The sequence below is a fragment of the Rhodococcus sp. APC 3903 genome (genome assembly GCF_030407755.1).
Taxonomy (GTDB): domain Bacteria; phylum Actinomycetota; class Actinomycetes; order Mycobacteriales; family Mycobacteriaceae; genus Rhodococcus_F; species Rhodococcus_F erythropolis.
On sequence record NZ_JASDCV010000066.1, the window covers coordinates 1 to 5,335 of the forward strand.

Here is a 5,335-nt window from a genome sequence, read left to right on the forward strand (position 1 = left end):
TTCAACGATCCGAGGAGTCGACCCATCGGGGTACGAGCTCCCGCAACAATCACAGAACTGGTCACGATTTCCTCCGGCTGCAAAAGAGACATAGTCGTCGGTTCCGTGCGGCCTAAGAGCCAAGTCACATCCCGACGTGTACTCCTCAAACGGTAGCGCTACCGTGAAAGGTATGACACAGACCTCCCCCAGTTCTGCACTCGCACCTTTGTCGTCCGACCTCGTCGTCGCGATCGATCACGTCGGAATCGCGGTGCCCGATCTCGACGCGGCAATCGCGTGGTACACGCAGCACCTGGGCATGGTGTCGACCCACGAGGAAATCAACGAATCGCAGGGCGTGCGCGAAGCCATGCTCTCCGTCGTCGGCTGCCCCGCCGGATCCACTGCCGTTCAGCTGCTCGCACCACTGGACGAGAACTCGACCATCGCCAAGTTCATCGACCGAAGCGGCCCTGGACTGCAGCAGCTCGCCTACCGGGTCACCGACATCGACGCCATCTCCGCCGAGCTTCGCGAGCGCGGCGTTCGGTTGCTGTACGACGCTCCCCGGCGCGGTACGGCCAACTCGCGCATCAACTTCATTCACCCGAAGGACGCCGGCGGCGTCCTGGTGGAACTGGTCGAACCCGACGCGAGCCACTAGCAGACCCGACTCCAGCTCGTATGCCAGGTAGATTGTCGCCATGGCATACGAGCAGGACCGCGGTTCGATCCAACTTCCGTTCCAGATCGCACGGAAGGGGTACGACCGCGACGAGGTACGTAACTACTTCGAGCGATTCGACGCGGAGCTGCGAGTTACCGCGGCCGATCGTGATGCTGCCGCTGCGCAGGCCCGCGACCTTGCCAAGCAGCTCGACGATGCACGCGACGACATCGACGACCTCCGCAAGGACGTCGACCGCCTCTCGGTACCGCCCACCACTGCGGAGGGCATGAGCGATCGCATCAGCCGCATGCTGCGCCTTGCCTCCGACGAGGCTTCGGAGGTGCGCGCGAAGGCCGAGGCCGACGCAGCCGAGATGACCTCCATCGCCGAACAGGACGGCGCCCGCCTGCGCGGACACTACGAGTCGCTGATTGCCGAACTCGAGGACCGTCGCAATGCGATGGAAACCATGCACGAGCAGACCATGGCGCAGGCCCGTACCGAAGCCGCCCGGATCGTCGAAGCCGCACAGGCCGAGCGGGATCGCCTGGCTGCCGAGTCCGAGGCCAAGCGCACTCAGATCCGCGAAGACTTCGACATCTCGATGTCCGAGCGTCGCGCCAAGGTCGTCGCCGCCGTCAACGACCTGGAGTCGTCGAGCAAGGCAGAGGCCGAGCGTCGACTCTCCGATGCCTCGCACGAGGCTCAGCGCAGGCTGCAGGCCGCCACCGATCAGTCCGAGCGCAAGATCGCTCACGCGAAGGAACTCACCGAAGAACTGCGTGTTCTCCGTGGTCGAATCCTGGCTCAGCTCTTGGGCATTCGGGGACAACTCGATTCGGTTCCGGCCATGCTCGCATCGGTCAACCGGGAGAGCGAACTCCTCGATGCACCGCCCGCTCCGGTCATCGTCGAAGCCGAGGAAAATCTCGAGATCGAAGACAAGAATGCCGACTCCGATCCGGTCGACTCAGAACCGAGTATCGACGAAGACGATGTTCTCGAGGACTCGGACGAGACCAACACCGCCGAGATCGACACCCGCGCCGTCGAGCAGCGAGCCCAGTCCCGGAACTGATCGACGCTCAGGACCACCGTCTGGTCAGGCTGCGAGTTCCGCGGCCTGACCAGCATCCGGTGTGCCAGTGTCGACGTTCGTTCGCGCCGCCCGGTTCCGAAGGCCACGTCACCACATGGGCGACACCGGGCCTGATGTCGTGATCACAACCGGGGCAGCGATAGAACTTCGTCGCGTTGGAGCCGGGTATCGGCCTCACCATGTACATTTCACCGCCCGGCCCTGGCTCCTCCCGGACCAGCGCCCCGCCGAACAACACACCACTGGGTGACTGCGATTCCGCGCTCGAATCCCGAGCACGCCGAGTATCCGTTCGACGGGATTGCTTCGGCGAAGGTTTGCGGCGCGGCATGGTTCGAGTCTAAACAGCGTCAGAAAAGTCGGAACTCGGTGCTTTCGGTACCACGCAAGGCCTCGTAGTCCAAGACCAGGCAACGGATCCCACGGTCGTTGGCCAAAGTCTTTGCCTGCGGCTTGATCTGTTGCGCTGCAAAAACTCCCGTGACCGGCGCGAGCAGAGGATCGCGGTTGAGCAACTCCAGGTACCGCGTCAACTGCTCGACGCCGTCGATCTCGCCGCGGCGCTTGATCTCCACCGCCACCGATGCACCGTCCGCGTCACGGACCAGAAGGTCGACCGGCCCGATGGCCGTCATGTACTCGCGCCGCACCAACGTGTAGCCGGGGCCGAGTGTCTCGACATGCTCCGCCAGAAGTTCTTGAAGGTGTGCCTCGACTCCGTCCTTGATCAATCCCGGATCGAGACCGAGTTCATACGACGAATCGTGCTCGACCTCTTCGAGAGTGATCCGAAGCTCCTCGCCCGCCTTGTTGGTGACGACCCACAAGATGTCGTCGCTGTCGCCGGTGGTCTCGACCAACCAGCACGGCGGACTCATCCAGTTCAGCGGCTTGTACGCCCGGTCATCGGCATGAATGCTGACCGAACCGTCGGCCTTCACCAACAGCAGTCGTCTTGCGGTAGGGAGGTGGGAGGTCAGGCGTCCCACATAATCGACACGGCAACGAGCAATAACTAGGCGCACCGGACCACCCTAAGCGATCATTACGACTACTCTCGACACACTATGCAGCGAAGCCGTGTCCCGAGTGCGCCCCTGGGGTCGTGGCTGCTCGGATCCACCGACGAAAGCCCCAGGCGCCGCCGAATCCGCGTCCAGGCACTACTCACTGCCCCTCTCCTGGTCACCAACCTGATCGGAGCGGTGCTGGCGATCGTGCTCGTCGGATTCGTGGTTCCCGGACCCGAGATCATCCACCCCGAATTCGCGTGGATCAACTTTATTGCCGTGCCCGTCTTCATCGGGTGTGTCTTTCTCATCGGACTTCTGTGGGGCACCAAACGCCTCATGAGGGATCTCCGGTGGGCCACCGAGGATCACCGGCCAACCGAGCAGAATCAACGCGCGGCGTTGCGCGGGCCGTGGCGACTGACCCGAGTGCAAGCCGTCCTGTGGACGGCCGCGCTCATCACCTTCACGACCATGTACGGAATCGTCGACCCCGACACCATTCCGAAAGTTCTGTTCACTGTGGCTTTCAGCGGTATCACCACCTGCGCTTTCTGCTACCTGCTCAGCGAGTTCGCACTCCGCCCGATTGCGGCGCGTGCACTCGAATCCGGAGCGCCCCGCAAGGCTGCCGTTCTCGGACTGACCGGCCGGACGATCCTCGTCTGGCTGCTCGGAAGCGGAGTCCCCGTCACCGGCTTGATGCTCGTAGCGGTCTTCAGCTTCATCCGACCTGCTTCGTGGCAAGCCCTCGCGACCGCGATCCTCGTCATCGGCGGGATCACTCTGTGCGTCGGACTCGGACTGACGTACATCAACATCCGATCAGCCGCGGCCCCCATTCGGTCCGTACGCCGAGGCATGGAGCAAGTCACCCGTGGCGACCTCACCGCGTCCGTCGTCGTGTACGACGGGACCGAATTGGGACTGCTGCAGACCGGCTTCAATCGCATGGCCGAGGGCCTGCGCGAGCGCGAGAGGATTCGCGACCTCTTCGGGCGCCACGTCGGACACGAGGTTGCCGCAAACGCGGTTCGCCGAAACCCGGAACTCGGCGGTGAAGAACGAGACGTTGCCGTCCTCTTCGTCGACGTCATCGGATCGACCACGATCGCGGCCACCAACTCCCCTACCGCAGTGGTCGCTCTACTCAACCGATTCTTCGACGTCATCGTCGACGAGGTAGATGCACACGGCGGATTCGTCAACAAGTTCGAGGGCGACGCAGCGCTGGCGATCTTCGGAGCGCCGACGACACTCGACGATCACGCCGGCAGTGCACTCGCCGCCGCCCGCAAGATTCAGCAGCGCCTGCGTGCCGAAGTTCCGGAAGTGAGCGCGGGTATCGGCGTCGCTGCGGGAATTGCTGTTGCCGGAAACGTCGGTGCGCGAGAAAGATTCGAGTACACCGTCATCGGTGATCCCGTCAACGAAGCAGCGCGACTGTCCGAGGTCGCCAAGACGGTCCCGGGTAACCTCGCCGCATCCGGACGGGCTGTGGCCGCCGCTGACAGCGCCGAAGCCGCACAGTGGTCGATCACCGAGAACATCACCCTTCGTGGCCGCCTCGAACAGACCGAGCTAGCGATTCCCTGCGACGCCTTGGAGTCCGAGACCACCCCGGCAGACTCTGTGCCCGTTCAGCCCTGATCTCACCGCCCACCTTGAGCGAACGGCACGTTCGGTCGATCCAAGGCGATGAACGCCACGTTCGCTCGATGACTTTCCCGCTTCCCGACGGTCTATATCGAAACAGCGGAAATCCGGCGATGCCGGGGAGATGGGTACGACTATGAAACTGACGACATTTACCATCGTCACTCTCGACGGGGTGATGCAAGGACTCGGTGGGCCGGACGAAGATCGACGCGGCGGATTCGAACGTGGCGGATGGTCCGCGCCACTGGTGGACACAGAAGCCATGTCTTACCTCGTCCAGGTCTACCAGCGCGCCGACGCCTTCCTGTTCGGTCGGCGGACCTATGACATCTTCGCCGGTTATTGGGGCGCGTTCGAGAATCCAGAGGTCAACCCGATCGCAAGCGCCTTGAATACGCGGCCCAAGTATCTTGCCTCGACTACGGTCACCGATCCGCAATGGAAGAACACCACGGCCCTTTCAGGTGACACCGCCGCAGCGATCGGCGAACTGAAAGCCAGACCCGGCGGCGAGCTTCAGGTGCACGGCAGTGGCGAATTGTGCCGCTGGCTTCTCGCGAACGATCTCGTCGACGAGATGATCCTGCTGATCGTTCCGGTGGTCGTAGGCAAGGGCACACGACTCTTTCCCGATACCGGACCGGATATCGCACTCGAGCTGGCCGAATCGCGAGCCACACCAAAGGGCGTGACGATCCAGCGGTATCTGCCCACTGGCCGGCCGAAGTATGCAACTGCCACCGCCGACGGCATCGAGTGATCAGGGCAAAGCGCCCGTCGTCCTCGGTCGTGCGCCCGCCCCTAATGGTGTGAACGTATCGTTCCCCTCATTGAAGAGGGTGAGCGTGTCGTTCACTCGGTCCCGGACGGGGTGGTGAGCCGGCCGTGCTCTTCTGCTCGTGATGGTGTGAACGG

The 5,335-nt window shown here is 63.2% G+C and carries 6 protein-coding genes; 4 read left to right on the forward strand and 2 right to left on the reverse strand.

Translation table 11 applies throughout. The annotated features are described in order from the left end of the window. Window positions 1-172: 172 nt before the first annotated feature. Together mce and QMA15_RS32385 are read left to right on the forward strand one after the other, a co-directional pair. Window positions 173-646, forward strand: a complete 474-nt coding sequence (gene mce / locus QMA15_RS32380; RefSeq protein ID WP_020908285.1) for a methylmalonyl-CoA epimerase — start codon at window positions 173-175, stop codon at window positions 644-646. A gap of 40 nt (window positions 647-686) precedes the next feature. Then, window positions 687-1,730: a hypothetical protein gene (locus tag QMA15_RS32385; protein ID WP_020908286.1), complete on the forward strand. Its 1,044-nt coding sequence runs from the start codon at window positions 687-689 to the stop codon at window positions 1,728-1,730. 7 nt (window positions 1,731-1,737) lie between these two features. On the opposite strand, the gene QMA15_RS32390 is transcribed toward QMA15_RS32385, so the two are convergent. Then, complete coding sequence (locus QMA15_RS32390; RefSeq protein ID WP_020908287.1) at window positions 1,738-2,082, reverse strand: hypothetical protein; 345 nt, start codon at window positions 2,080-2,082, stop codon at window positions 1,738-1,740. Window positions 2,083-2,101: 19 nt separating this feature from the next. After that, window positions 2,102-2,776, reverse strand: coding sequence for an endonuclease NucS (gene nucS / locus QMA15_RS32395; RefSeq protein ID WP_003945160.1), 675 nt, complete (start codon window positions 2,774-2,776; stop codon window positions 2,102-2,104). 42 nt (window positions 2,777-2,818) lie between these two features. Between nucS and QMA15_RS32400 the strand changes: the two genes are divergently transcribed. Both QMA15_RS32400 and QMA15_RS32405 read left to right on the forward strand, forming a co-directional pair. After that, window positions 2,819-4,411, forward strand: coding sequence for an adenylate/guanylate cyclase domain-containing protein (locus tag QMA15_RS32400; RefSeq protein WP_019749166.1), 1,593 nt, complete (start codon window positions 2,819-2,821; stop codon window positions 4,409-4,411). A 142-nt stretch (window positions 4,412-4,553) separates the two neighbouring features. Next, window positions 4,554-5,180 (forward strand): dihydrofolate reductase family protein, encoded by a 627-nt coding sequence (locus tag QMA15_RS32405; RefSeq protein WP_290289217.1) that lies wholly within the window; start codon window positions 4,554-4,556, stop codon window positions 5,178-5,180. Window positions 5,181-5,335 lie beyond the last annotated feature (155 nt).

Excerpts from the sequence above, each read along its gene's own strand:
- mce (WP_020908285.1), top strand. The coding sequence starts at position 173 with ATGACACAGACCTCCCCCAGTTCTGCACTCGCACCTTTGTCGTCCGAC.
- QMA15_RS32385 (WP_020908286.1), top strand. The coding sequence starts at position 687 with ATGGCATACGAGCAGGACCGCGGTTCGATCCAACTTCCGTTCCAGATC.
- QMA15_RS32390 (WP_020908287.1), bottom strand. The coding sequence starts at position 2,082 with ATGCCGCGCCGCAAACCTTCGCCGAAGCAATCCCGTCGAACGGATACT.
- QMA15_RS32400 (WP_019749166.1), top strand. The coding sequence starts at position 2,819 with ATGCAGCGAAGCCGTGTCCCGAGTGCGCCCCTGGGGTCGTGGCTGCTC.
- QMA15_RS32405 (WP_290289217.1), top strand. The coding sequence starts at position 4,554 with ATGAAACTGACGACATTTACCATCGTCACTCTCGACGGGGTGATGCAA.